General features: G+C 68.1%; 29 protein-coding genes. 21 read left to right on the forward strand and 8 right to left on the reverse strand.

Annotated features, from left to right (window positions below; genetic code table 11):
* The first annotated feature begins 225 nt into the window (after positions 1-225).
* From ND747_RS21065 to ND747_RS21110, 10 genes are all read left to right on the forward strand, one after another.
* Positions 226-1,125, forward strand: a complete 900-nt coding sequence (locus ND747_RS21065; protein ID WP_251735673.1) for a hypothetical protein — start codon at positions 226-228, stop codon at positions 1,123-1,125.
* Positions 1,122-2,456 carry a replicative DNA helicase gene (gene dnaB, locus ND747_RS21070; protein ID WP_251735674.1) on the forward strand — a complete coding sequence of 445 codons (1,335 nt, stop codon included), beginning with the start codon at positions 1,122-1,124 and terminating at the stop codon, positions 2,454-2,456. The genes ND747_RS21065 and dnaB overlap by 4 nt, the downstream gene beginning before the upstream one ends.
* A gap of 38 nt (positions 2,457-2,494) precedes the next feature.
* Positions 2,495-3,109 (forward strand): hypothetical protein, encoded by a 615-nt coding sequence (locus ND747_RS21075; RefSeq protein WP_251735676.1) that lies wholly within the window; start codon positions 2,495-2,497, stop codon positions 3,107-3,109.
* A gap of 80 nt (positions 3,110-3,189) precedes the next feature.
* Entirely contained in the window at positions 3,190-3,591 is a 402-nt protein-coding gene (locus ND747_RS21080) for a DUF4326 domain-containing protein (protein ID WP_251735677.1), read from the forward strand.
* Between the two features lie 50 nt (positions 3,592-3,641).
* Positions 3,642-4,235, forward strand: coding sequence for a hypothetical protein (locus tag ND747_RS21085; RefSeq protein WP_251735678.1), 594 nt, complete (start codon positions 3,642-3,644; stop codon positions 4,233-4,235).
* 48 nt (positions 4,236-4,283) lie between these two features.
* Positions 4,284-4,637: a hypothetical protein gene (locus ND747_RS21090; RefSeq protein WP_251735679.1), complete on the forward strand. Its 354-nt coding sequence runs from the start codon at positions 4,284-4,286 to the stop codon at positions 4,635-4,637.
* 95 nt (positions 4,638-4,732) lie between these two features.
* Positions 4,733-5,389, forward strand: a complete 657-nt coding sequence (locus tag ND747_RS21095; protein ID WP_251735680.1) for a hypothetical protein — start codon at positions 4,733-4,735, stop codon at positions 5,387-5,389.
* Complete coding sequence (locus ND747_RS21100) at positions 5,386-5,823, forward strand: hypothetical protein (RefSeq protein WP_251735681.1); 438 nt, start codon at positions 5,386-5,388, stop codon at positions 5,821-5,823. The genes ND747_RS21095 and ND747_RS21100 overlap by 4 nt, the downstream gene beginning before the upstream one ends.
* Positions 5,820-6,059, forward strand: a complete 240-nt coding sequence (locus ND747_RS21105; protein WP_251735682.1) for a hypothetical protein — start codon at positions 5,820-5,822, stop codon at positions 6,057-6,059. Before ND747_RS21100 ends, ND747_RS21105 begins: the two co-directional genes overlap by 4 nt.
* Before the next feature lie 292 nt (positions 6,060-6,351).
* Positions 6,352-7,308 (forward strand): tyrosine-type recombinase/integrase, encoded by a 957-nt coding sequence (locus ND747_RS21110; RefSeq protein ID WP_251735683.1) that lies wholly within the window; start codon positions 6,352-6,354, stop codon positions 7,306-7,308.
* On the opposite strand, the gene ND747_RS21115 is transcribed toward ND747_RS21110, so the two are convergent.
* Entirely contained in the window at positions 7,305-7,802 is a 498-nt protein-coding gene (locus ND747_RS21115; RefSeq protein WP_251735684.1) for a hypothetical protein, read from the reverse strand. The two genes, ND747_RS21110 and ND747_RS21115, sit on opposite strands and share 4 nt — an antisense overlap.
* A 170-nt stretch (positions 7,803-7,972) precedes the next feature.
* On the opposite strand from ND747_RS21115, the gene ND747_RS21120 reads away from it, so the two are divergent.
* Positions 7,973-8,452: a hypothetical protein gene (locus ND747_RS21120; RefSeq protein ID WP_251735685.1), complete on the forward strand. Its 480-nt coding sequence runs from the start codon at positions 7,973-7,975 to the stop codon at positions 8,450-8,452.
* 3 nt (positions 8,453-8,455) lie between these two features.
* Positions 8,456-12,862 carry a phage tail tape measure protein gene (locus ND747_RS21125; protein WP_251735686.1) on the forward strand — a complete coding sequence of 1,469 codons (4,407 nt, stop codon included), beginning with the start codon at positions 8,456-8,458 and terminating at the stop codon, positions 12,860-12,862.
* Positions 12,863-13,102: 240 nt separating this feature from the next.
* Here the strand turns inward: ND747_RS21125 and ND747_RS21130 are convergent, their stop codons facing one another.
* The 3 genes from ND747_RS21130 to ND747_RS21140 all read right to left on the reverse strand — a co-directional run bounded on the left by ND747_RS21130 (position 13,103) and on the right by ND747_RS21140 (position 15,876).
* Positions 13,103-13,909, reverse strand: a complete 807-nt coding sequence (locus ND747_RS21130) for a hypothetical protein (protein ID WP_251735687.1) — start codon at positions 13,907-13,909, stop codon at positions 13,103-13,105.
* Between the two features lie 75 nt (positions 13,910-13,984).
* Positions 13,985-14,551 (reverse strand): GNAT family N-acetyltransferase, encoded by a 567-nt coding sequence (locus ND747_RS21135; protein WP_251735688.1) that lies wholly within the window; start codon positions 14,549-14,551, stop codon positions 13,985-13,987.
* Complete coding sequence (locus tag ND747_RS21140) at positions 14,548-15,876, reverse strand: DNA-binding protein (RefSeq protein WP_251735689.1); 1,329 nt, start codon at positions 15,874-15,876, stop codon at positions 14,548-14,550. The genes ND747_RS21135 and ND747_RS21140 overlap by 4 nt, the downstream gene beginning before the upstream one ends.
* A gap of 288 nt (positions 15,877-16,164) precedes the next feature.
* On the opposite strand from ND747_RS21140, the gene ND747_RS21145 reads away from it, so the two are divergent.
* The gene (locus ND747_RS21145; protein ID WP_251735690.1) at positions 16,165-16,761 is read left to right on the forward strand and encodes a hypothetical protein; all 597 of its coding nucleotides are present in this window, start codon (positions 16,165-16,167) and stop codon (positions 16,759-16,761) included.
* Positions 16,762-16,763: 2 nt separating this feature from the next.
* On the opposite strand, the gene ND747_RS21150 is transcribed toward ND747_RS21145, so the two are convergent.
* On the reverse strand, positions 16,764-17,204 hold the full coding sequence (locus tag ND747_RS21150) for a hypothetical protein (RefSeq protein ID WP_251735691.1): 441 nt from the start codon (positions 17,202-17,204) through the stop codon (positions 16,764-16,766).
* On the opposite strand from ND747_RS21150, the gene ND747_RS21155 reads away from it, so the two are divergent.
* Complete coding sequence (locus tag ND747_RS21155; protein WP_251735692.1) at positions 17,185-17,823, forward strand: hypothetical protein; 639 nt, start codon at positions 17,185-17,187, stop codon at positions 17,821-17,823. The two genes, ND747_RS21150 and ND747_RS21155, sit on opposite strands and share 20 nt — an antisense overlap.
* Positions 17,824-18,464: 641 nt before the next feature.
* On the opposite strand, the gene ND747_RS21160 is transcribed toward ND747_RS21155, so the two are convergent.
* Both ND747_RS21160 and ND747_RS21165 read right to left on the reverse strand, forming a co-directional pair.
* Complete coding sequence (locus ND747_RS21160) at positions 18,465-19,094, reverse strand: hypothetical protein (RefSeq protein ID WP_251735693.1); 630 nt, start codon at positions 19,092-19,094, stop codon at positions 18,465-18,467.
* Positions 19,095-19,340: 246 nt separating this feature from the next.
* Positions 19,341-20,120: a GntR family transcriptional regulator gene (locus ND747_RS21165; protein ID WP_251735694.1), complete on the reverse strand. Its 780-nt coding sequence runs from the start codon at positions 20,118-20,120 to the stop codon at positions 19,341-19,343.
* 131 nt (positions 20,121-20,251) lie between these two features.
* Between ND747_RS21165 and ND747_RS21170 the strand changes: the two genes are divergently transcribed.
* The 7 genes from ND747_RS21170 to ND747_RS21200 all read left to right on the forward strand — a co-directional run bounded on the left by ND747_RS21170 (position 20,252) and on the right by ND747_RS21200 (position 22,951).
* On the forward strand, positions 20,252-20,500 hold the full coding sequence (locus ND747_RS21170; RefSeq protein WP_251735695.1) for a hypothetical protein: 249 nt from the start codon (positions 20,252-20,254) through the stop codon (positions 20,498-20,500).
* A gap of 143 nt (positions 20,501-20,643) precedes the next feature.
* Positions 20,644-21,057 carry a hypothetical protein gene (locus tag ND747_RS21175; RefSeq protein ID WP_251735696.1) on the forward strand — a complete coding sequence of 138 codons (414 nt, stop codon included), beginning with the start codon at positions 20,644-20,646 and terminating at the stop codon, positions 21,055-21,057.
* Between the two features lie 126 nt (positions 21,058-21,183).
* The gene (locus ND747_RS21180) at positions 21,184-21,606 is read left to right on the forward strand and encodes a hypothetical protein (protein WP_251735697.1); all 423 of its coding nucleotides are present in this window, start codon (positions 21,184-21,186) and stop codon (positions 21,604-21,606) included.
* Positions 21,603-21,881 (forward strand): hypothetical protein, encoded by a 279-nt coding sequence (locus ND747_RS21185; RefSeq protein ID WP_251735698.1) that lies wholly within the window; start codon positions 21,603-21,605, stop codon positions 21,879-21,881. Before ND747_RS21180 ends, ND747_RS21185 begins: the two co-directional genes overlap by 4 nt.
* Positions 21,882-22,006: 125 nt before the next feature.
* Positions 22,007-22,165, forward strand: a complete 159-nt coding sequence (locus ND747_RS21190; RefSeq protein ID WP_251735699.1) for a hypothetical protein — start codon at positions 22,007-22,009, stop codon at positions 22,163-22,165.
* A complete protein-coding gene (locus tag ND747_RS21195) occupies positions 22,162-22,455 on the forward strand; it encodes a hypothetical protein (RefSeq protein ID WP_251735701.1) in 294 nt (97 codons plus the stop codon). Before ND747_RS21190 ends, ND747_RS21195 begins: the two co-directional genes overlap by 4 nt.
* Positions 22,456-22,558: 103 nt before the next feature.
* Positions 22,559-22,951: a hypothetical protein gene (locus ND747_RS21200; RefSeq protein ID WP_251735702.1), complete on the forward strand. Its 393-nt coding sequence runs from the start codon at positions 22,559-22,561 to the stop codon at positions 22,949-22,951.
* A gap of 1,214 nt (positions 22,952-24,165) precedes the next feature.
* On the opposite strand, the gene ND747_RS21205 is transcribed toward ND747_RS21200, so the two are convergent.
* Entirely contained in the window at positions 24,166-24,570 is a 405-nt protein-coding gene (locus tag ND747_RS21205) for a hypothetical protein (protein WP_251735704.1), read from the reverse strand.
* Positions 24,571-24,679: the final 109 nt, after the last annotated feature.

Below are 24,679 nucleotides of genomic sequence, written 5' to 3' on the forward strand. Positions count from 1 at the left end.
TGGCGTTCCCTCCCGTGGGCCCGCCGGCACGCCAGAGCCACCCTGCCCGCCACGTGGCAGCCGTGGGAGTACGAATGCGTCGCCCGCCGTATCGCCGGTGTGGAGTCCTGCTACCCATGGTGTGCCCACCGGCCATGGCGGGACCGGCGGTCAGCCTGACGTGCACCGTCTCTCTCAGCTTCAGCCGCAATACGAGCCCGGTCGCGACCCGTGGGCATAAAAATCATGGTCGAGGTCCTCGACCACTACCGCGACTTTGAGCTCACCGTCGGCCAATGCCACGATCTGCTGGTCCTCGCCGAGAACGCCAACGACAACTCTCGGGAGACCTTCGGCCCGGTCCACGAGGACTGGATCCGTGACCGCGCAGGCGGGAAGACAGCGAAGGCGTGGCGGAACGCGATCGGCGCGCTGATGGCCAAGAAGGTGCTGGAGTACGCCGTCCGCGACGACGGGCGCGAGATGCGCGGCCATCCGGGCCAGTGGGCCGTGTACAAGATCCGGCACCTCTGCCCTGAGGCCAAGCGTCCGCACGACGGCAGGAAGGGCCGTTGCACCCATCCGGAAAGGGCCACCCACGAGATGACCCAATCCACGAACGAGGATCACGCCGAAAGGGTCACCCGGCAGAGGACCCAATCGAAAGACGATCAGTCCGCAAAGGGTCACCCGCCAGAGGACCCAATCGCGAGAATGGGTCATCCAACAGGTGCTAATGGGTCACCTACTGGAGGCGAAAGGGTCATCCAACAGGTGACCCCCACCCCTCTCTCCCCTCAAACCCCTCTCTCTTTCGTCGACGTCTCGGCTCAGCTCGTCCGCGAGACCGGTCTCGTGTCGGCAGGAGACGAGAGAGAGACCGTCGAAAAGATCAAAAACACCTACCCCGATCGCAGCCCGGGATGGTGGCGCAAGATCGCGGCCAACGGCGACCTGGCACAGATCGTCGCCGACCAGCAGACCGCCCAGACCGGCCAGCCGGCTTCGGCACCCCGCTGGTGCGGCTGCTGTGGAGGCGGCAACCCCGCCGCCAGAACCAACATCCGCTTCCGGACCGACAGCGGCATGCCCGGTGGCATCCCCTGCCCGGACTGCCATCCCCTCACCACAGGGAGAACCGCGTGAGCAACAACGATCTTGACCATGTTCCGCCGCGCGACCTCAACGCCGAACAGGCCACCCTCGGCGCGATGACGATGTCGAAAGACGCCGTCGGCGACGTCGCCGAGATCGTGCGCAGCGGCCACGATTTTTACCGGCCCGCCCACCAAACGATCTACGACACGATCGTCAATCTGTACAACCGTGGTGAGCCGGTCGACGTGATCGCTGTTGCCGCCGAGCTTTCCCGCCGCGGGGAGCTGGACCGGGTCGGCGGCCCCGGCTACCTGCACACCCTGGTCGAAGCAGTCCCGACCGTGGCCAACAGCGGCTACTACGCCCGGATCGTCGCCGAGAAGGCGCTCTTTCGCCGTCTCCTGGAAGCCGGCAGCAGCATCGCGCAGATCGGCCGTACCGCAGCCGGAACCGCGGCCGGCGCCGCCGAAGACGCAGACCGGCAGCTTCACGCAGCCCTGAGCGCCGCTGACAACGGGGACGTGCCAACCTCGATCGGTGCGACCGCGAACAGCTTCCTCGAAGAGCTGGAGTCCCGAGGGAGGGACAAGGCGGGCCTGCGGGGAATCCCCACCGGCTTCGCCGACCTCGACGAGCTGACCGGCGGGTTCAAACGCGGGCAGATGATCGTGATTGCCGCCCGGCCCGGCGTCGGGAAGTCGATGTTGGCGTTGGACATCGCCCGCGCCGCGGCGATCAAGCACAACCATCCGGTCCTGTTCGTCTCGCTGGAAATGAGCCGGGGGGAACTCGACCAAAGGGTGTGGGCTGCCGAAGCCCGCGTTTCGCATCACAACCTCGAAACCGGCAATCTCACCGATGACGACTGGCTGCGGGTGGCCCGTCGCATGGGCGAGACCACCGACGCGCCGCTGTTCATCGACACAGCCCCCAACGCGGGGGTGGCCGCAATCCGGACCCGTGCCCGACGGCAGCAGCGTCGCGACGGCCTGTCGCTACTCATCGTGGACTACCTGCAGCTTCTAGTGACTGCGAAGAAGGGCGAGAACCGGCAGCAAGAAGTAAGCGCCCTATCACGCGAGCTGAAGCTGCTGGCCATCGAGCTCGACGTGCCCGTGATCGCTCTCTCGCAGCTCAACCGGGCCTCCGAGCAGCGCGCCGACAAGCGCCCGCAGCTTTCCGACCTGCGGGACTCCGGGTCGATCGAGCAAGACGCCGACATGGTGATCATGATCTATCGGGAGGATGCCCACGACCCGAACTCGGCCCGCGCCGGCGAGGCCGACCTGATCGTCGAGAAGAACCGCGGCGGCCCGAAGGGCACGATCACTGTTGCCTTTCAAGGTCATTACGCCCGGTTCGTCGACATGGCGAACTGATCGGGCCGCGCCATGACCGACTCCCCACGTGATAGCGGGTGACGATCACCGATGCGGATCGGGCTGTCCTCGCAGAGCAGACCACCGCCAACGTCACCGGCCGGATCCGCGCCGCCCAGCAACGCGCAGACGCCCGCCGCGTCCACTTCACCGCCCGCCGGGCCGCACGAACCTACGGCAACACCCAGCGCCACCGGACCAAACTCGCCCGGCTCACCCCCACCGACGGACAGAGCGGCCGGGCACCACCAGGCCCCGGCGAGCAGACCGACATCAACCAGATCACCAAGGAGCACGCGATGGGAATGACCCTCAAACAGGCCGGCGACCATGTCCGCCGCGAACTCGGCAAGGCACAGGAGGCCGGCACCCTCCCAGCCGACATCCGACTGTCCGTCCGGGCTAGCAACTCCAAGAAGAACGGCCCCGTAATCAACGTCACGATCGACGGCTACGAGACCCACGCCGACCGGCTCGTCGGGGACCGGGACCAGTGGCATTCGTCCACCCACGCCGCTGATCTGCTCGCCGCCGTCGAAACGGTCCGCGCCGGATCGTTCACCAGCCCAACGCCCGGCCAGACCCGGTACGGCGCCCTGTGCCTGTCAGCCACGCCCACCACCAGCCGGGTGGTCACCTCGGCTGGCGCCTGACCCCGGAACGAACGTGCGGCGCCGAGGTGACCGCCTCGGCGCCCCCTGACCGGCCATCAAACACCAGGAGCAAGCATCCCATGATCGAACACCACGAACTCGCCACCGAGTACTTCACCCGCTACGGCCACCCCGGCCTGGCCGCACTGGAATCGCCACGGCCGTGGACCGAAGCGAAGCGCGTCCAGCTCCGCCGAGGACAGCCACTGCCCGCTCTCACCAAAAAGATCACCCGGCCATCCCGGTGGGGTAACCCGTTCACCGTCGCCGAACACGGCCAGGCCGGCGCCGTCGAACGCCACCGCGACTGGCTGAACGGTGAAGGCCCCTGGCTCATCGGCCGCTACGACCGCGCCCGGGTCCTCATCGACCTGCCCGACCTCGGCGGCTACGACCTGGCCTGTGCCTGCGAGCTAGGCCAGCCATGCCACGGAAACACCTTGCTCGCCCTACTCGCCGACCGTCCCGGAACCACCAGCTGATGCGCCGCCGCAGCGAACCCACCAACCCGCCCCTCCAAGAGGAATCACCGATGGCCACCACTCCGACCGAAGACCCGCTCGCCACCCTCCCCGACGACCTCGCCACCCGAGTGCAAAACGACCATGCCGCCTACCGTCAGCGGACCGCGCGCCTTCGGGAAGCCCTGCTCGTACCCGGCGGCTACCAGATCGTCGGCGTCAAGGAATCCCTTTACGGCGGGTTGAACTACGCCCCGGACGGTGTGCCCCGCCTCGCCGCCGTCGACGAATGGTGGGAGCTCGCCGCCGATCATGCCGCGTCCCTGGTCACACTCGCCGCCGATCATCCCGACCACGGCGACGTCCTGCGCGCACAAGCCGGCACGGTCATCGCAGAGGTCGTCCGGGCCAGGAACTGCGCGCTTCTCGCCCTGGCCCTGGCGGTCGTCGGCCCGGCCGGCACGCGACTCCGCGTCGACCACGACGGGGCGGTGATGGTGGCCGGCACGCGGATTCCGCTGCCCCCGGTGGCTGCGGCAGGCCCGCCGCCGCCGTCGGCGATCGCTTCGCTGACGATCTCGCCTGGCGCCGATCCGCTGGAGGCCGCGTCGTTGCTGCGGCGGATCGCCGCGGGTCTTGAGGCAGGTGATCAAGCGGCGATCTGAAGACCAGCCAGCCACGTTCACCAGCACGTTCACGAAGGAGAAGCACACATGCCCGCGACACCTCCCACTCCGCCACGGCGCACCACCACGGCCACGGCCAGGAAGCCGCAGGTGAACAGCGCCTACGCGCAGGCTGCCCGCCGGCAGCGCGCCGCCCGTCTTCGGGCTCGGCTCGCCGTGGCCGTCGCGCAGGGCCGGCAGTTCACCGCTGATGCTGCCCGTGCGAAGACCACGGCCAACCCGAAGGCCACGGCCAGCTCGAAGGCCGCCGTCAAGGCGAAGCCACCGGCCGTGGGGAAGACGCCCGCCGCCACCAGGGGCCAGGGGTCCGCGGTCCGGAGGGTGGCGACGAAGCCGCCGGTTCCCCCAGCGAAGACGCTGCCGCAACGCACCAAACGTTGACACGGAGAGTGATGGAATGCCGGAGGATTCGGGTCCTCCGGCACCTTTCCGTGAATACCGTCACTAAAAGTAGCGAAAGGCAGGCAGGGATGATCATGAATGATGCGAACAGCACCAACGAACACGACGGCCCGACCGCGCCGATCCCGGGCCGGTGCAACGCGCAGAAGCGGCAGGGACCCGCCGGCGGCCTCTGCCGCGAGTGGGCCGGGAAAGGAACCGGCCATGTGGGTACCGGCCGGTGCCGCAGGCATGGCGGGAACGCCCCATCCGGCCGGGCTGCGGCAGCCCGGGAACACGTCGAAGATCAGTTCCGCAGGTTCGGTCAGATCCTGCCCGTCCGCCCGCTGGAAGTCCTCCGGGATGAGATAGGCCGGAGCGCGGGGATCATCGCGATCATCGAGGCCGAGATCGACCGAACCGTCACCGAGGACGGCGGCCCGGTCCTGGTCGACACCGCCGGCCTGCACCCGGCGCCCGCCCCCTTGGTAAGCCTTCACCTTGCCCAGCGCCAACACCTGGTCCGCGCAGCCGAAGCCGCAGTACGGGCAGGCGTGGAAACCGCGATGACAGATCTTCACGAGGCGTACCAGGATCGGGCGCTCGACGTGGCCGAGATGGTTGCCGCGGACCTGGCCGCAGAACTTGGGTTGGATCCGAACAGCCCGCAGGTGATCGGCGCGGTCGGTCGGGCCCTGGCCCGCCTCGACGGTGGGAACGCGGACCGTCCGGCGATCGGTGGTGTGGCATGAGCCGGGCGGTTCCCGGCGGGCTGGCAGTGGCCCGCCGAAGGGCGCTGGTCGCCGAAGCCCGGTTCGTCGCGCACGCCCAGGCCGGTGCCAGCCCCACCATTCTGGGCGCTGCCCGGGAGGCGACGAACGGCGCGTTCGCCGAGCTGGCCACGCTTGAGGCCGCCGTCGACGCCGTGTCGGCCGGGCCGGACCGTGGCGAGTTGCATGCCCGCGCACTGTTCGCGGTGGAACGCTGCCGGGCGCTGCGGGCACAGGAAGGATCCCGGCGGGTTCCGGTGGTCGCCGCCCGATGTGATGAGACGTTCGAGGAGATGCTCGCGGCGTTCGCCGCGCTCCTGGCCTACGACGGCATCCCGCCCGGTCCGGTGCTGGCAGCGGCGTCCGCACGGGCGTGGTGGGAGGTCCTCCGGGAGCATCGGGGGGAACGGTCATGAGCGGCGACCAGGTGGTGCCGGATGACCTGGTCCCGCGTGCCGAGGTGCCTGCCCGCTGGCCGGTGATCAGCTTGAGGTTGGCCCGCCGGCTGACGGATGACCGTCGGATCCCGACGTGGGTCATCGGCGCCCGCGTGTTCGTGTCGGCGGCTGATGTTGAAGCGTGGCTCGTGTCGTGTCGCCGTCCGGCGCTGGTCGCCTGCGGGCCGTCCGCCGGGCGGGTTGATGATCCGTGATGTTGTGGTGGTGCCGCCGAGGCCGCCGGTCCGATCTGGGCCTGGCGGCCTCAGCCGTTTCCGGGCCACTGGAGGCGCTTGCCGTGATGCGCGCCGTGGTTGCCCGAGAGGGTTGCAGGGGGCAACGTGGTCGGCTGCGGGTTCCCCCGGTAGCCCGCGGTCTAGCCCTCAGGTACCGATTTCACTTATAATCGGTACTCAGAAATCCGATTTGGATCAAGGGAGTTCGGTCGTGACTCTGGTTGCCGTCGAGCAAGGTCAATCGGTTGTCCCAGTCGACTCCCACCGAAGGATGAGCGACGAGACCCGGGCAGAGGTGATCGCCTCGGTACCCGAGAACACCGCCCGGTCATACCGCACTCAGTCCGCGAACTTCCGCGCATGGTGCGAACGGGAAGGTTGGCCCTTCCTCCCCACAACCGGCGACGCCCTGGCCGAGTACGCCCGCCATCTGATCAAAGAGGGGAAGGCCCCCGGATCCATCGACGTTGCCCTGTCCGTCATCCGGACCATGCACCGGGAGGATGACGCAGAGCTGCCCGACACCCGATACGCCCGGCGGCTGATCCGCGCCTACCGCCGTGACCGGGTTGACGCCGGTGTCCGCGACCGCCAGGCCCCGGCCGCCATCGCACGGACCATCCGCGCCATGATCGACACCTGCGACCCGGATACTCCGCAGGGCCTGCGTGACCGGGTGCTGCTACTGCTGGGCTTCGGCCTGATGGCGAGGCGGAGCGAACTGTCCCGGCTCGACATCAGCGACATCACTGTCGCCAGCGACGACAAGGGTCCGGCCAGCAAAGACAGGGGGCTGGTGGTCCGCATCGGCCGCAGCAAGACCGACCAGGCCGCCGCGGGCCGGGAAACGGTGATCCCGGCTGGCCGGACAGACGACGGCTGCCCCGTGGTCGCCGTGAGGACTTGGCTCGCCCACCTCGCTGAACAGGGCATCACCGACGGCCCGTTGCTGCGGCAGATCGACCGGCATGGGAAGGTCGGCGGCCGGCTCGGCGGGCAGTCGATTGACCGGATCGTGAAGCGGCTGGGTGACGCTGCGGGCTTGGGGGAGACGCTGTCCGCGCACAGCTTGCGGTCGGGTGCGGCGACGTCGGCAGCTGATGCGGGTGCCACCCGCGCCGCGATCGCCGAACAAGGCCGGTGGAATCCCACCTCGAACGCGTTGGACCGGTACACCCGGCAGACCGATCTGTGGAAGAACAACGCGCTGAAGAACGTGGCGATCTAGCAGTTCCAGGAACAGCCGTGCCCGCGGCAAGGGTCTGGTGCAGCTCGGATCCCCGCCGGATCGGTAGCTGCCTTGTACACGGCGCGGAGCCGTTCGTAGGTGGCCGAGGACAGGCCCAGCTCCTTCGCAACGATCGCCGAGACCTTGCCAGGACGAGAGCTACGGTCGACTTCCGCATCAGGTGATGCTGAGGTTGACCGTAGATCAGTCCGTGCGCCCTGACGCTCGCGGGCTTTCGGGGTTTCCAGTGCTTCGAGTGCCCTGCCGAGGGACATGAGTTCGGACAGCTCCATCTCCTTGCGGAGACGGCGCAGAGCCTGCTCTTGACTCGTGCCACCAGGACGACCAACGTTGATATTATCAACGTTGGTTACTGCCTCGTCCGACCTGCGGTCTCCGCCATGCCGCCCCTGCGTCGCCTTGTCCAGCAGGTCCAGCAGGTCCAGCAGGTCATTGTCATCTGCGATCACGTCACGGATGAACTTGACACTCACACCAAGACCATCCAACGGCTTCGCCTCGGCCTGTCGACGCACCCGGAAAGTCCGTGGACGGTACAATCAGCTTGGCTCCGACTGCGTAGCTGTCGTCAGGCCGCCCCGGTGGTGAACCCGCCAGCGTGCACGCCAATCCCCTTTGGCGCGCCCGAAAGCCGGTCCCCCCGATGCCTGTCATCACCCCCGCCCAGCTCGCTGCGACGTTGCGGAACATCGCCGAGACGATCTCCCAACCTGTCTGGCACGACAATCACCCTGGGCCCCTCACTGCCCCGGACGCAGTCAAACTTCATCGGATCGCCGACCGCATAGAACGCAGCATCCGCGACGACGACTCCCGCCTCGATGCGTTCACCCCCTACGCGGTTGCCAAGCCGGATGGCACCTACTTCTTCGCGACCCCGCCAGAGGTTGACCAGTACCTTGCCGACGCCCGGGACCATTGGTCGCCCGGCCGGTTCCTCGGGGGCCTCGTAGATGCCTATGAGGCGGCGCCACCGCTCTCTGAGGGCACGGTCGCTGACATCGTCCGCATGCTCGCGTTGGAAGCCGACCAGACAGCCGCAGGCCGTGTTCCGGTGCATGCGGTGAACGACGACGGTCAGCTGGTCGTCCGGTTCGTAGACCCGCCGTCCCAGGCGGTTTGAACGATGGCAGTGGTCGGAACCGCCGAGATTGTGATCGTCCCAGTTCTGAAAAAGTTCGGGGACATCGGGACCCAGATCGGCAAGCAACTCGATGGTGTGGGCCTGGCCGCAGCCGGCACCGCCGGGCAGTTCGCGATTGCGGAGAAGAGCGCGGCGAGTGCCGCCAGCGAGTTGGGCGCGGCCGGCCTTGCAGCGGCGGGTACCGGCGGGAAACTAGCTTCGGCCGGTGAGGACGCGGGGAAACTGGAAGGCGGCTTGGGTCGGACCCGGCTTGCGGCGACCGCAGCACGGGATGGGTTGAAGGATGCCGAGTCGTCGGTGGCTTCGTTCGGAAGTCGCCTTGGCACGGTGGGGGCGACGGCTTCCGGCGCGTTCGGTGGGATGCTCGGTAGCGTCAAAAGCTTCGCGTTGGAAGCAACGAAGCTGGGCGCGCTGTTCGGGGTTGCCGGGGTCGCCGGGGCGATCTACGAAGGCACGAAGAAGGCCAACGAGTTTGAGGCCGAGATGGCGAAGCTCGGGACTCAAGCTGGCGCTACCAGTGCCGAGATCGCCGAAATGTCACCGGCTGTTCTCAACCTTGCGCAAAGCGTCGGGATCGGGCCGACCGGGCTGGCGGAGGGTCTGTATCACTTGGAGTCTGCGGGTTTCCGTGGGTCCGAGGCGTTGGACCTTCTGACTGCGGCGGCGAAGGAAGCGAAGATCGGCCATGCCGATCTGGAGAAGACGGTGCAGGCGTCGATCGCCGTCGAAGCCAGCCATATCAAAGGTGTGAACGGCGCAGCGGACGCCATGGGCCTCCTCAACAAGATCGTCGGTGTGGGTGATACCCGCATGGAAGACCTTGCCTCGTCAATGTCGTCGGGGATTGTGCCGACGGCGGCAACGTTCGGCCTGTCCATGCAGGACGTCGGCGCGAGCATGGCGACGCTGACCGACAACGCGATCCCCGCGCAGGAAGCGGCGACCCGGCTGCGGATGACGTTCTCGCTGCTGGGAGCCCCATCGCTGACCGCGCAGAAAGCGTTGGCTTCGATCGGGGTCGGATCAACTCAGCTCGGTAACGATATGCGTAAACCGAACGGGCTCCTGGTCGCTTTGCAGGATTTGAAGGGGCATCTTGAGGCGTCGGGGATGTCCGCTACCGATCAGGCTGCGGTGATCAGCCGGGCGTTCGGCGGCGGCAAATCATCCTCGGCGATCATGACTTTGTTGTCGCAGATGGACCGGTTGCAGGGCAAGTACACGCAGCTGGAAACAGGTGGGATGTCCAGTGCTGCGCAGTTCGACAAGGCGTGGTCAGACACGCAGCAGACGACGTCTCAGAAGCTCGCGACGCTCCGCGGATCGTTCGATGCCCTTCTCGTCAAGGTCGGTGAGTCCACTCGGGGTGCCCAAGGATCACTTGCTAGCTTCGGCTCGAAGGCGGTCGGTGCCGTGTCGAGGGGCATCGATGCTGTTGGCGCGGCGAACAAGGCTCGGTCCTCGGGCGGGCCGGTTCCGGTGCAGTCACCGGACATGCAGAAGCTTACGAAGGTCCTCGGTGACGTCTACAAGGCTGCCGATTCTGCGAAGAAAATTTTCGTGGAGATCGAACCGGCGCTGAAGAACATTGGGAAGGCCGCTGCCGGGGTCGTAGCTGTCGGTATCCATGTGATCGCCGATGTGCTCAAGGAAATTTCGGATCATGGCAGTCTGGCCCGAGATCTGGTCTACGGGATCGCCGGGGCCTTCACCGCCTACAAGATTGCGATGCTGGCGGCTGCGGCGGCGGAGAAGGTGATGGCCGCCGCGACCTGGCTCCTCGACACGGCGTTGGATGCCAACCCCGTGATGCTCGTGGTGATAGCGATCGCTGCGCTGGTCGCCGGTGCGATCCTGGCCTATCGCCACGTCGGGTGGTTCCGCGATGCGGTCAATGCTGTCGGCCGGGCGTTGAAAGACGCCGCGATGTGGGTTGCGCACATGTCAGAGACGATCTGGCATGGGCTGGTCGACGCTTTCCACGCGGTGGTCAACGCGGGCGAGTCCGTGTGGCATGCCGTGGACAAGGCGTTCCGTGCGGTGGTGGATGCGGGTAAGTCGGTGGGCCGCGGGCTGTCCTCGGCTTTCCACGGAGTCGAGGACGCAACGAAGTCGGTGGGCCGGTTCTTCTCCCGCATGTATGACGATGTGAAGCATTGGCTTGGCGTGGCCTTGGATTTCGTGAAGAAATGGGCTCCGCTGATTGCGATCGTCATGTCCGGTGGGCTGCTGCTGATCCCGGTGCTGGTCGCGAAATATTGGCGGCAGATCTACGATTTCACCGTCCGGATTTTCACGGACGTGAAAAACTTCATCGTTCGGATCTTCGATGATGTGAAAAACGGCGTCATGGCCGCAGTAAATGCCGTGGTCGACTTTTTCGAACGGCATTGGCGGCTGATCCTCGTGATCGCCACCGGGGTCACCGGCCTCCTCATCGTTCTGATTGTCAACAACTGGAGTCGCATCACCGGTCTTTTCAAGGCCGGCTGGGAGGCTGTGTCCGGGTTCATGTCCAGAATGTGGCATGACGTCGCCGGGGCGTTCTCGTCCATGTGGCATGAGGTGTCCGATATCGCCTCCCGGATCTGGCGGGATGTCGCCGGGGCGTTCACTTCGCTTGGCCGCAGTATCGCCGACATTGCGACTAAAGCATGGCATGAGGTGGCAAACGCTTTCAGCTCGGCGGGCCGTGAGGTGGCGGGCATTGCAACTCGGCTTTGGCATGACGTAGCGGATGCCTTTACTTCGCTATGGCGAGATGCGTCGAACCTTGGTTCGCGTATCTGGCACGATGTGGCTGGGGCTATCACGTCGCTGTGGCATGAGGCCGTTAACTTGGCGGGCCGTATCTGGCATGATGTGGCGTCTCCGATCGAATCTTTGTGGCATGAGGCGTCGACCGCTGTATCTAGCTTGTGGCACGAGGTAGTCTCCGCGCTCTCGAACTTGTGGCGGGATGCGACGGGCTTGGCAGGCCGCATCTGGCATGAGACGTCAGCGCCGTTCGTGAGCCTGTGGCATGAGATGTCGACGACCGCGTCGAATCTGTGGAAAGACGTTACCGGCTGGTTCGAGCGGATCAAAAACGATATTACGAATTCCGTGAAAACCGCCACCGGGTGGATCAAGGGTGCGTGGGACGGGCTGAAAGACATTTTCAAAGCCCCCATCAACTTCCTGATCAGCCCCGTCTTCAACAAAGGCATCCTCCCCGTGTGGAACGCCTTCGCTCCGATCGTCCACGAAAGCAAAATGGAACCAGTCAGTCAGTTCGCCGAAGGCGGCCCTATCACCGGCGGCCGGGCTGGCCGCGACTCTGTACCTGCCCTGCTCATGCCCGGTGAACACGTGTGGACCGCCGCCGAAGTCGCCGCGGCCGGCGGGCAGAAAGCAATGTTCGCGTTGCGCCGGCTGTTCGGCGGGGGCACCCAAGCCCCGGGGGCCGCGATGGCCGGAGGCGGTATTCCCGGCGGTGGGGTCCTCGGCGCAATCGCGGATGCGGTCACTGACCCGCTCGGCACCCTAAAAGCCCTCGGTGAGGGCACTATCGACGTGATCGGTACCGCTGTGCACTGGGTACGTGGCGCGCTGGCCGATGCCGCGCAGACCGCGTTCACCCCGATCCGCGCCATCGTCGCCTCGACGCTGGGTACCGGTGAGGACTGGAAGGGCGCGGCTGGCCGGCTCGCCGAGTCCCCCATGGACGCGATCGTCAACCTGCTGCGCGGCCAGGACAAAACGGACCAGGCCGCTGCGGCGCAGGCTGCCGCGTCCGCTGGGGGTGCCGCCCGGTGGGCGCCGGTGATGACCGCGGCGCTTGCGCAGGCAGGGCAGAGCGCGTCGTGGCTGTCCCTCGGCCTGCAACGGATGAACCAGGAGTCCGGTGGTGATCCCAATGCGGTCAACCGGTGGGACTCGAACTGGACGGCAGGGCATCCCTCCGTCGGCCTGATGCAGCTGATCAATTCGACGTTCGCTGCCTATGCCGGCCCGTACCGCAACACCGGGCCGTTCTCGTACGGGGTGTCGACGGATCCGATGGCGAACGTGTATGCGTCGATCAAGTACACCGATGCCCGCTACGGCAGCCTGTCCGCCTGGGGCCGGCCCGGTGGCTACGACACCGGCGGCGGGAAAGCCTGGCCGACGGGGACTCTCGGCTACAACCTGTCCGGTGAAACCGAGTACGTGTGGAAGGGCTCGCAGCTGGCGGGGATGAGCACCGCGACGACCCGCGGTGGGACGACGAACACGTTCCACGTCGCAGTCGACGCCCGCGGTTCCACGGACCCGGCTGCCACTGAACGGGCGGTGCGCCGCGGTGTCGCCGACGCCCTTGCCACCCTCGACCAGATGTTGCAGCAGGGTGTAGGGGGCGGATCCTGACCTTCGCGCCTATCGGGGTTCGTCGGGGGCGTTGACCACATGGCAGTTCGGGCACTCGCTTCGAGGCGGTGGTGGCCGGAACGTCAGTACCGTCCCAGCCCGCCTTCGTGGACGCCGATGCACCTTGCAGCGCAGAACGATCGCTGGGCCGATCTGTTCGTGGGCCCGCTCGTCCATGCCATTGAGGATGGCCGCCTGCGCCCCGGTCAGGAAGTGGCCTTCACGTGCCCCTTCGCCCGGTCAGGCCGGGGAGATCAGCTTGACCGTGAAATGCGCCAGTGATCCCCCGCCGTTGGCCTGGTAGTCGGCTTCGACCTGGAACGTGCCCATCGGGTCCTGGGCACTGAACTGGGCGAGGAACATGCCGCTCACCGACGGCGGCAGCGTGTTCGGGCCGGTGCCGCCCACCGTGTCGTGCTGTGAACCGCCTGAGACCATCTCAGCCGCGTTGTAGGCCATCGTGACGGTGCCCGAGGTCTCGTTCGTCACCTTGTAGGCAACGACGACAGTGGCGTTGCCTGTGTCCGAGTAGGCGCCCATCGGCTGGACTGTGACGCCACTGGCGGTCTGCGCCGGGCCGCCGACGGCAACGACCGTGCGGACTGGCTGGCCGTCGATGTCGAAGGTGGAGATGAGCCCGTGGCCGTCGAGGTGGAAGTTCGAGAACTCGGCGCACGGATGCGGATCTTCGGGGACGTTGTCGCACTCGGTCAGCGTCCCTGGCTTCCCTTGGCTCGTGAACCGGCCGGCCGGCAGCGTGTGACCGGCCGACGTCTCCGCGTCTGTGAAGGCCACGAGGTAGTTGATGTACGCCCGTGCCGCCGAACCCGGCGAGGTGAGCGGCACCGTGTCCTGCTGCCCTTTGAGGGTGGTGGTCGTCAGGCCGGAAACGAACCGGACGGCTATGTCGTCCTGGGACGGGCTGGGCGAGTGGGATGCTGAGAGCGGTGCTGTCGGCTCTGCCGTCGAGCGCGAGTCCTCGCCGCTGCCGCATGAGGCGGCGAGGAACAGAGCGATGCAGGCCCCCGCGATCCTGACCATCTGCATGCGGCCGGACACTACTCGCCGGCTCGCTGTCTGCCGATGGGCGGGAAAACCCTGCCAGGGCACATGATCCCTGGTTCAGGCCGGCTCGCCGTCGGCCGATGCCTGCCACTGTGCTTGGTCGATTGTGTAGATCGAGTACGCGCCTCCCTGGATCGTCTCGGTGCGGTCGTAGGTGAGGCCGAGCCGGGTGGCGACTTTGATCGAGGCGGCGTGGTCGGCGGTCATGATGGAGATCAGGTCATCGCGTTTGAGTACATCGAAGGCGAACTCGACGGCGGCCCGTCCTGCTTCGGTGGCGAGGCCCTGGCCCCAGCGTTCGCGGCGGATGGTCCAGGCGACTTCGCAGCCGGGCCAGCCGAGGGCCTCGTAGAGCCCGGCGCGGCCGAGGAGCTGTCCGGTGGTCCGGTCTTCGACGGCCCACATGCCGTAGCCGCGTAACGCCCAGTGTCCGATCTGGAAGGCGGTCTGGGACCAGGCGGCGGCCTCGGTCTTGGGCTGGGGGGTGTGGTCGTCCATGCCGGGTGCGGACACGATGGCGAAGTAGTCGGGGACGTCGCTGGCCCGCCAGCCGCGTAACACCAGCCGTGGGGTGAGCAGGGTCGGGACGCCGTGGGGGTCGGGCTGGCCGTGGTCGAGGGTCATGCGCTGCTGCTTCCTGCCGGGAGGGCGCGCCGGTGGGCCTGGAGTTGTTCGCCGAGGTCGAGGACGGCGCGTTGGTTTTCCCAGCGTGCGCCGAGTTCCTGCCAGATCTGCCCGGATCGTTGGATGACGGTGCGGGTGGGCCGGCCGTCGAGGACGGCCAGGGCGCGGGAGGCGGCGTCGGCGGCCTGTTCGGGGTCCGGATGGGTGCGGCGGAGGAAGGCTTGGGCGAGGGCGTTGTAGGTGCCGCCGATGTCTTCGTAGCCGCCGCCGGTCGCCTGGAGGATGGCCAGGGAGCGGTGGGCGTGGGGTTCGGCGTGTTCGCCGTCGCCGAGGCGGCCGGAGACGACAGCGAGGAAGCAGTGGATGAGTTCCTCGCCGAACGTTTCGGTGCCGACCATCGGCTCGCCGAGCCACACGGCGTCCTGCATGTCGCGTAGTGCCTGGCGGGCCTGGTCGTGCTGGCCGGCGGCGGCGCGGGCGCGGGCTTCGTAGGCGGCGAGGCGGGCGCGGAGGTAGGGGTGGGCGCCAGCGCGGGCCTGTCCGGCGATGTCGGCGGCGGCGGCGTGGCGGCCGGTGTAGTAAGCGATCGAGGTCTTCAGGGTGGCGACTGAGCCGGAGAGCAGGGGGTCGTCGACGTCGCGGGAGTACAGCTCGGCCAGGGAGGCGAAGCGGCGGGCGGCGGTGTCGTCGCCGAGGTTGAACGCGAGCCGGCCGCCGTAGAAGGCGAACAGGCCGGCCATGGTGGTGACCCGGGTGCGGACCCGGGCGGACAGTCGGCTGTCGAGGAGGCGTTCGGCGTCGCGCCAGCCGCCGACGATCAGTGGTGTCAACGCGGCGTGGGGGGTGCTGGTGTAGCTGGCGCCGATCTGGTCGAGGCGTTCGTCGAGTTCGTCAAGGGTGAGCGGGTCCGGGTCAGCCGAGGCGACCCGGCGGGACACCTCACCGGCCAGTCCCGCGGCGAGGGTGAGCGCACCGAGCTCGACGAACTCCCGCCGGTCCGCTCCGACGGCTTCTGCCTCGGGTGGGCTGGGGGTGTTGGGGCCGGCGGCGCGGGCGGACAGGCCGCGGAGGCGTGCGGCTTGGTCAGCGGCGCGGATCCGGTCACCGAGGTCGGTGAGTTCGCTGCCGCAGCCGAACAGCGCGTCGTAGGCAGCCAGGACGTGGCGGGCGGGAAGCCGGCCGCTGTTGCGCACGGCGGAGACGTTCTTGCGGTCGTAGTGGGTGCGGGCCTCGATCTGCTTGCCCGACAGGCCGTGGGCCCGTTGCAGCTCGCGGAACCGGGCGGCGAGGCGCTGGCGGAGGTCGTCCACAGGGTCAGCGTGCACAGCGGTTCCCCTCGGCCAGCGGAACACGACGGGTGGGACATCATGCCCCACCCCTGGGCACGACGATCGCACCCTTACCGGGACCTGTCACGCGCTGTGTCATGAGTCGTGCACGGCGGGAAACACGCCAGCCACGCCCCCAGTGCCGGCGCCCGCCGCATTCGGGCCCCGACGGCCCGAGGCGGGAAGGGGCCCGCACCCCCACGGCCCCTTCCGCCAACTCCCATCCGCCGGCCCCGCCGCACACCGACCCGGCCGGTACTCACCCATCCGCAGGAGGCATCCCGCATGAACCACGAGAACGCAGGCGCGACCGCTACGGTCAACCTGCCCAGCCCGCACGCTGCCGGTGAGCGGGCCGCGGTCATCCTCGACTCGATCGAGGCGAACCCGCTGTTCGACCGGCTGCGCACGAGCACCCTGGCCTACCCCGAGTGCTGGGCCACGTTCACCGGCTACCCGCAGGTCGCAGAGTGGGACCTGGACGCCGACGGGCCGAACCTGTTCGTCGAGGCGCTACGGACCATGGCGATGAAAGCCGCCGTCTACGAGCTGACCGGCGACGAACAGGCCGCCGAGCTGGACGTGGCCGCACCGGTCGACGAGATGGTGCACGCTCTGACCGCCCAGTTCACGGTCCTGTCCCGGATCCAGGCCGATCTGTCGGTGACGTTCATCCACTCCACCGACAACGAACGGTTCGGCTACGACGCCGAGGGCTACACCGACCAGGTGTACCGGGCGGCCGGCTGGGGTGAGCCGCCGCGCCGCTACTGGCTGGCGAAGGCGGAGACGGCGCGTCGTCTGGGCATCCTGTTCGAGCACTACGAGTCGATCGGGGTGCAGGCCGGCGGCCGGTCGCATTTCTTCACCTTCGGCCGCTGACGTCACAGCCCAGCGAGCGCGGCCCGCAGCGCGGCGACAACGATGTCCGCCGGGAAGCTGCGGGCCGCCTCCCGTTCCGCATCAGCAAGCACTGTCTCCGCCTCGTCGGCACCAGCATGGCGGACCCGTGCCGTCATCCACCGAGCAAGGCTCGCCGGGTCCTGCGGCATCGGACCAGGATCCGGCCCGAGCTCGACCAGATCGGGCCAGCGTTCACCTGCCGAGGCATACCGGCCCGGACGAAAACCGATCTTGCCAGGGTGAATGCACACCGGCACTCCGCTCACCAGGTCCCGCCGGTAGCCGGTGGAGGCGTCGTACCGGCCGCCCGCTGTCGGCCCGTCGACGATGTCGAACCGGCCCGGGTCGTGGACCTGCGCCGGGCAGACCGCACACAGATCATCCTCATCCCAGGGACGTCCCATGCCCTCGCCGAACCCCACCAGCCCATCATCGCCACCACCCGACCCGACCCGACGGTCGGTACTCACCCGGCCCCGCTCGGTGCTAGTCACGGCCGCGCTCGACCTCGCCCGTGACTGGTGCGCCGGCCATGTGATCGACAACGCCCCCGCGCTCGGCCACGCCGTCCGGGTCGCGCTCACCCTCGGCCAGCACATGCCGGTACCGGACGCACTGCTCGCCGCGGTCCTGCTGCACGACGTGCCCGACTACCGCCATCCCGACGAGGTGGCCGCCGCCGTTGGCGATCGGTGTGGCATTTCCACGCTGGTCATGATGTGGCTCATCCACGGCGAACACGCCGCGATGGACCTCTACCCCCGCGACCCGACCGCAGCCATACGCCGGCTGCATCGGCTATCCGACCCGGTGGCCGCAGCTCTGGCCGCCGACAAGGTCGTCAGCCTGCGTTACGTCCTGGGACGCGCCCGCCAGACGAGTAGCCCGGCCGCGTTCTGGCAGACCCGCGGGGCTCTGCTTGCCCTGATGCCTTACCTGCGGGCGTTCCACGTGGCCACCGCACGCCGCATCCCGGCGAGTCTCGCCCGCGACCTGGATAAGTTGATCAGCGAGGTCGCAAAGGCCACCGCTGCCGTCTGACAGGCCGGATCGTGAACGTCTGGGTGTACTGCGTGGGAAGCCGCAGGTCACCGTCTAGTCAGACTGCGCCGGTGCGGCTGCCGGGCCGATTAGAATCCGGTAGCCGCGGGCCGGGTCCTCCGCGGCCCGGTAGACACTCCGAAGACGCTCGTAGGTCGTCGGTGTCAGACCCAGCTCACGGGCGACCACCGCCGCCGTCTCTCGCGAACGCCGATCCCCTCGGGCTGGCATCTCCCGAGCGTCCGGTCTCCCCGCTCCTGAGGGGAGACCGCTTTGATCTTGCCTGTTGGTGACGGCGGCGCCTCGACGCCTGCCCTCCTGTTGCCTCTCTCGGGCCTTCGGCGCTTCCAACTCTTCCAACGCCTTCCCGAGGGACATGAGTTCGGACAGCTCCATCTCCTTCCTGTAGACGTTCTCTGCCTGTTCGGCGCGGAGTCCAGCGAGGGCGTCGGCAAGGTGGGAGGCGACGAGGGTGGGGATCAGCGCGTCGCCGTGGGCCATGCGGTGGGCGCGTAGTCGGCGTTCCCCGCAGATCAGGGTGCCGTCGGAGCGGATGATGATGGGTTCCGCATCTCCCTGCCGATGCAGAAGGCCCCCGCGAGTTCGTGGGGGCCTTCTGCCTGCCGGTTAGATCTGATTTCTCAGCACTCCGGGCCGTCGCTCGCCTTCGGATACGAGACGAGCGAAAGGAGCGCCGTGTCCACTTCGGCCGGGTCGTAGACCGACTGGCCGCCGTTGTGCTCGTCGCTATCGAACTCGACGAAGACACCACCGGTCGTATCGCCGACCGGTGCCGGACCGAGTAGGCGCGCGAGGGTCGGGCTGACGAACTCCGACTGCCGGCAGGTGCCCAAGGTTCGGGTCCACGCCGTCCGGGCGTCCCCCGGCAGTTCAGCGAGGACACGGGCGTTCGCCGTGTCAATCGAGATCGGCACGAATCGCATGCTGTAGCTGATCACTCGGTTTCCGGCGTAGTTCACGGTGTAGTAGGCGTCGACGTTCTCCCCGGCAGTCTTCGACAGGGATGGGATCGGGTTGAAGCAACAGCCGGGAACGGTCGTGCCATGGGTGTCCATTACATGGCTGGCATTCCAGTCGGCTTTCGTGGCGCCGATCCCGGGAAGGTGTTCTGCTGTGGTCGCCGCAGTGGCCGCGGAGGATGCTGCCGTAGCCGATGGTGTGACTGTGACGGCCGGCGATGCGGTGCCTGTCCGGCCTGCCGCGGTCGGGGTGTTCTTCGACGACGATGACGACGACAGCGCGCCGATCACAAGTAGCAGGACGAAGAGGATGACCACCGCGGAGATGGCTGTCTTCCACGGATGGCGTCGCACCCATCGGCGCCGTGGCGGCTGCGGCGGTGTCTGCTCTGGCGTTAGATCCTGGTCGTCCATGATTGCCCCCCTGGGATGCTGGTAGAGGAGGCAGCCTAGGGGCGACGTAGGCCGATGTATCCGTCAGGGTGCTGGGACCATCGGCGCTCGATTACTCGCAGTAAACGTAGCCGGGTGCGTCATCTAAGCGCCGCCGATCGGGATTCGGTAGCCGCGGGCCGCGTCCTCGGCGGGGCGGACGATGTCCGCCGTTTCTACCGGCCGCTCGCCGGCCAGGTGGGCGCGTTCGACGACCTGCACCCACGAACCGGATGACAGGCCGAGGGCCTGCCGTTCGGCATCCAACGCCGGGCGGGCCCGCACGATCTCCGTCACCGCGTCGATGTGCACGCCGATCGTGTCGAATCGGGCGACGACCCCCACCGGGCCGTCACTGCCTTCAGGTTCCTCGATGGCTGTGCCGCCGACCAGGGCGAACGGCTCCCAGCTCACGGAACTTTGCGTTGGTTGACCGTTCGCGAGGAAGACGTACTCCGTCCTCATCACATGATCACCGGCTTCGATGCCGAGCCGCGCCGCAATGTCGGGTTCGGCGCGTTCCCTGCGGGTGATGTACCGCCAGTCGGCGGTGGCCTTGACCTTGGCAGCGTCACGGGCGAACGGCGACGTCGGCCCGCTTGAGTCCCGCTGGTAGCGGTCGGTCGCCCACTGGACGGAAACCGCCGGTCGGCGGCGTGCGAAGGTGCCCCGTCCGGGTTGGCGGACGATCCATCCTTCCGCGCGCAGCACGTCGAGTGCCTGACGGACGGTCGGCCTGGTGGTGCGCCACTCCGCGGCGAGGGTGCTGTCTGATCCCACCCGTTCGCCTGCGGCTATCCGTCCGTCGACGATCTTGGTGCGGATGTCATCGGCGATCCGCAGGTAGAGGGCTCGTTCGTCGCCGCTGCCCGCACTGTCCGTCATGGACAGTGACGCTACCGGAACTTGTCTAGAGCGGTCGAATAGCTTCGACCGTCACGCATCCCGCAACCGCTCTAGACAGCTCTAGACAGGCTGTGTAACGTCCCCCGCATCACACCGACACGGGAGGGCACATGGAAGACCTGCATGACGAGACCATCGACGCCGCACTCAAGATCGAAAATCCGATACTTCGGGCCCGGCGTCTCACCGATCTTGCCGAGAGTGACTATTTCGAGCGCACCGAGGAGCTGATCACGGCCGCGGTCGAGGCTGCCCGCCAGATCGCGACCCCGGACGCTCGGGCGGCGGCGCTGGAGAAGCTGCACAAGCTCATCGCCCGTGAGCACTTCCGTGCCAAGCGAGAGCGAGACGCCGCGTAGGTCGGCAACATCACGGCGATCGACGCGGCCCGCCGAACCACTGGCCACGCAGAGCCCACACCCGGAGATAGATCGGTCCCCGCCGGTGCGTCAACACCGACGGAGACCTAGGTCATACCCCTGCGCTATCAGGAGGCATAACCATGTCCACCATTTTCACCGACCACCCCGACCTGGCCAACCTCGGCCGTGGCGGCGCCGTAGCCGGCCACATGCTCGACGCCAACGCGCAGATGGCCGCCTGGGCGCAGAACGCCGACTGGTACGACAAGTTCCGCGTCTACGGTTTCCGCTCTAACGAGTACTGGATCTACAAGGGCCGTCTCGTAGGCGGCGCCTATGCGTCCGACTCCTTCGGCGACGTACTGGACGGTGACCGCGACGCCATCCGCCGGGTCTACGCGACGATCCGCGAGCATCGCGACAACGCCGACAAGGCACACCCCGGCAGCCTCACGCAGAACTTCCACCGGGGCTATGCGGAGGGCTGCGAGGAAATATTCGACCGCATGTTCGGCGCCCTCGACGCCGCCATCGCCGAACGCAAGGCGGACTGACCTCGACCGGCGCGTGCCCACCCCGCGCCGGTCCACCCGGAAGGCCGCCCCGCCGGTTCGCCAGCGGCGGGGCGGCCTCCACCCCCAGCCTCCGCACCACACGTTCAACAATTCGAAGGACACGTCATGGCCAGTCATGACCCTCTGGGCGCCCGCACGCAGCACCCCATCGGACCCGTCGAAATCACCTGGCGGGATCTACCGGAGCCGAACGAGGACCACGCCGACGCTCTCCTCCCTGCCGACCACGTGGCCGGCATGCTGTACGTCGAGGACCAACGGTTGTTCTCCGTGGTGGTCCCCCACGACGAGGTGCTTACCGGGCCCACCCACTCCGCGACGTCAGTTGGTCGACTCCGCAAGGTCCTCGATGGCCTCCCTGACGACCTGATCCTGATCGCCGCATACCTTCCCTGGGACCACGAACACGACGAGTCCACCCGGTTCGTGTTCGTCGACTGCGTCGGCTGTAGCGACGGGCTGATCGGCAGCAGCACGCCGACAGACGACACCGACAGTGGCCCCGTCAACAGGGTGACGGCAGCATGACCGGCGGCCCGATCATCCCCGCAGACCTTCTCGAACCGACCTCGGCGGACATGGCCGAACTTCGGACATGCTTCCGCGACTGCCTCACGCTCACCGAAGCCCGCTGTGAACTGATCGTCTGGGCGAGCCATATCGACGACATCGCCGAAGCCCTCACGGCCGGCGACACCTCGACTGCTGCCCGGTACATCCGGCTGATCCGCGCCGCCCGCCGTGTGAGGGCCGAGTGGTCGGCAGCGGACCGGACGGTCGACCTTCCCGGCAGCGTCCTGTGAGCATCGGCCCGGCAACGGCCGGCACGGCGATCGGCTCAACGGACCTCGAACCATCCCCGTCGACGCTAGCTCTGTGGACCGCAGCGTTCTCGAAGGTCACCAACCTTCGAGACCACCGATCCCTCATGAACGCGGGCACCGTCCACGCCGAGGCCGTCGTCGATGCCCTCGACCGCGGCGACACCGGCCTGGCCGTGGAGATGGTGCGGGTGCTCGTGGCCCACATCCGCGCCGGCCGCACCCGCTGGCACGAACTGGACGGGCAACCGCAGGGCGCCCGATGAGCGGCCCCTACACGTCGGAAGCGCAGGCAGCCGGCGAGCCGATGCCCCGCGCCATCCGCGATCTACATGACGCAGGCCGGATCCGCTCCGGCGACCCGAATCGGATCCGGGCCACCACCGTCATGAACCACACAGCCGACGCGCTCACAGCAACCGGGGTGGAACTCGGTGCATTCGACCGGCGCATCGTCACGTGGATGTGCTCGACGTGGGAGCCGACCGCAGTCCAAGTCGTTCTCGGGCTCGTCTCCCGCGCCCACGCAGCAGGACGGCAGAGCAGCGTCCGGTGAGCACCCGAACACAAAAGCAGGCGAGCCTGACCGGCCACGCTGTGGTGCCGCCGGCCGCGGTCACCAATTCGACCCCGACCACACGATTGACGAGGACATCACCATGAACCACCCCGAGGAAGACGAGAACACCGACGCGGCGGTCTTCGAGGACATCGCGGCCGTGCTCCGAGGCGACACGTCGTTCTTCGGACCGTTGTCCCCGGACAGCAGCCGGATCCTCGGCCTGCTGGCCTACGGCATCCACGAGGTCTTCGTGTCGCTGGCGACCGACGACGCCCGCACCCTGGGGGAGACCAGCGCCGTCCGGCCGTACCTGTCCCGGGTCGAGTGCGACCAGGTCGCCGAGCTGGTCGCCGGGATCGCGGACGCTTTCAGCCTGCCGAACGGGCCCACCACGACGAGGGCCCGCGGGTTCCTGGCCACCGCCGGCGGCCTTGCGGGAACTCTGGAGACCGCCGGTGGACACACGCTGGCCGTCGACTCCGCCGCCTGAGCTTCCCTGCCGCAACCGCAGCCCTGCACACCTGCTCCGCAGCCCGCCGCACCGCAACCGGTGCGGGATCGGATCTGCGGGTTGGTGTGCGGGGCTGCGGCGTTTGCGGTGACCGTTGCGGCGGCCGGCTTGCGGTTGCGGAGCGCCGCAACGTTGCGGCGGCAGCGCCGGGAGTCTTGCGGTGACCGCAAGGTTGCGGCGGGCCTTTGCGGCCGGACGCATTGCGGTGACCGCAATCCGCAACTCGCAACCACACGGTGATCTTTGCGGCGGCCCGCAACGTTGCGGGCCGCACACCGCAAACGGGGCGGCCTGCATGTTGCGGTGCGGAGCTTGCGGTGTGCGGTGGCCGTGCGGTCCGCACCGCATGCGGTGCGGTGCGGTGTCCCCGTGCGGTGCGGCGATCTGGCCGTGCGGTGCGGGCCGCATGCGGTGCGACATCCGCACCGCACGGTGCGGCGGTGCGGTCCGCGCCGCGGCTGACCTGCGGCGTGCGGTGGTTCCTCGCCGTGCGGTGCGGTCCCGCAACCATGCGGTGCGGTGCCGGTGCGGTGCGGTGGTCACCGCACGGTGCGCCGCATGCGGTGCCGGGCTGGCCTGCGGGTGTGCGGCGGCCGGTGCGGTGGTCTCGGATCCGGCGGGCTGGTGCGGCCGTGCGGTGCGGTGGTGCGGACTTGGTGCGGTGCGGCGGGCTGGCTCCCGTACGGTGCGGTGGCCATGTGGTGTGGCCGTACGGCGGCCGGCGTACGGTGCTTGGCCGTACGGTGCGGGGAGCCACCTGCCGCAGGTCCGTACGGTGCGGTGCGGCATGCGGTGACCGCACCGTACGGCGCCGAAGCCGCCCGAGCCGTACGGTGCGGTCCGATACGGCGAGCACCGTACGGGCATCACGGTTGAGCTGCGGTCATACGGAGTTCGGTACGGCCCGGACCGCACAGGTCGGAGCGTCCAGCCCTGCCGTACGGCGAGATGCGGTCTCCCGCAGCCGTACGGCCACATCCCAGACGTTGCCGTACGGGCGGCACTCCGTACCGGCTCGGCGGGTTCGTGCGGAGTCGCTTCGGTACGGGGCTGCCACCGTCCGACCGGTGCAGTCGTGCGCCGGGGTGGACGAGGCAGGGCCTGCGGTACGTCGATGCCAGCGTGGCACCGATATCCCACAAGCGGCGCATCGTGCGCCGCCCCGGTGCCGGGAGGCCGCGGTACTCAACCGTCTACCGACCGGGCGCGGAGTACGGGCAATACGGAGCAGCCGGCGTGCCCACGGCGATGTAGCAGTCCGGTGGATCGGAGACCAGCGCCGCACGGGTGCGGTCGCCGTAGCGGGCCCGGTCCTGCGCGGCACTGCTCAGCGACCAGATGTCAACGCCGTGCTGCCCCTGGCAGAAGCCTGAGCGCCACGAAGCCTGAGCCCACAGGGGTTCATGGTTGACGGTGGGCGCGTCGGTGGGCGGTGCTTCGGTATGACCGTCGCAGATGACGGCGTAGGCCCGCTGATACGGGGTGAGGCCGGGGCTGGTGGCAGCCGCCGGGGCCGGGCCGGCGGCAGGTGCACGTGTGCCGCAGGCCGCGACGGTGAGGCTGACGATGGCGATACCCAAAATGATGTTGCGGCGCATGATGACGTTCCCCCCTGGCGTCGGACACAGGTTAGCGATGGGGGTGTCCCACATGACCGGTGCCCGTCTGAGCTGCGAGCGCCGGCCAGTCAGGAGAAATGGTCTAACT

This window comes from Frankia sp. R82 (assembly GCF_023716925.1).
Taxonomy (GTDB): domain Bacteria; phylum Actinomycetota; class Actinomycetes; order Frankiales; family Frankiaceae; genus Frankia.